This is a genomic window from Halomonas marinisediminis (genome assembly GCF_004347715.1).
Taxonomy (GTDB): domain Bacteria; phylum Pseudomonadota; class Gammaproteobacteria; order Pseudomonadales; family Halomonadaceae; genus Halomonas; species Halomonas icarae.
On sequence record NZ_SLTR01000563.1, the window covers coordinates 1 to 260 of the forward strand.

Below are 260 nucleotides of genomic sequence, written 5' to 3' on the forward strand. Positions count from 1 at the left end.
GGTTGTGAGCGTCGCGCTGGTCGCCGCAATGCTGCTTGTCTATGCGCGCAGGCGCCTCATCGGTCGTCTTTCCGAAATCTCGCAGCGCATCGTGGCCGTGGCGCGCGGCGACTACGGCAACCCCATGCCGATCAGCGGCCACGATGAGATCGGGCGCATGGAAAAGGCACTCAACATCCTGCGCCGTCGTGCGCAGGACGAGGCTCGGCTCCGTGACAGTCTCGAAGAGGCGGTGATCGCGCGTACGGGCGATGTTGTGG

1 protein-coding gene is annotated in these 260 nt (G+C 65.4%); it reads left to right on the top strand.

Translation table 11 applies throughout. The features are described 5' to 3' along the window. Window positions 1-260, top strand: a 260-nt coding sequence (locus tag E0702_RS17815; RefSeq protein WP_132045817.1) for a HAMP domain-containing protein, incomplete at both ends; no start/stop codon positions are given.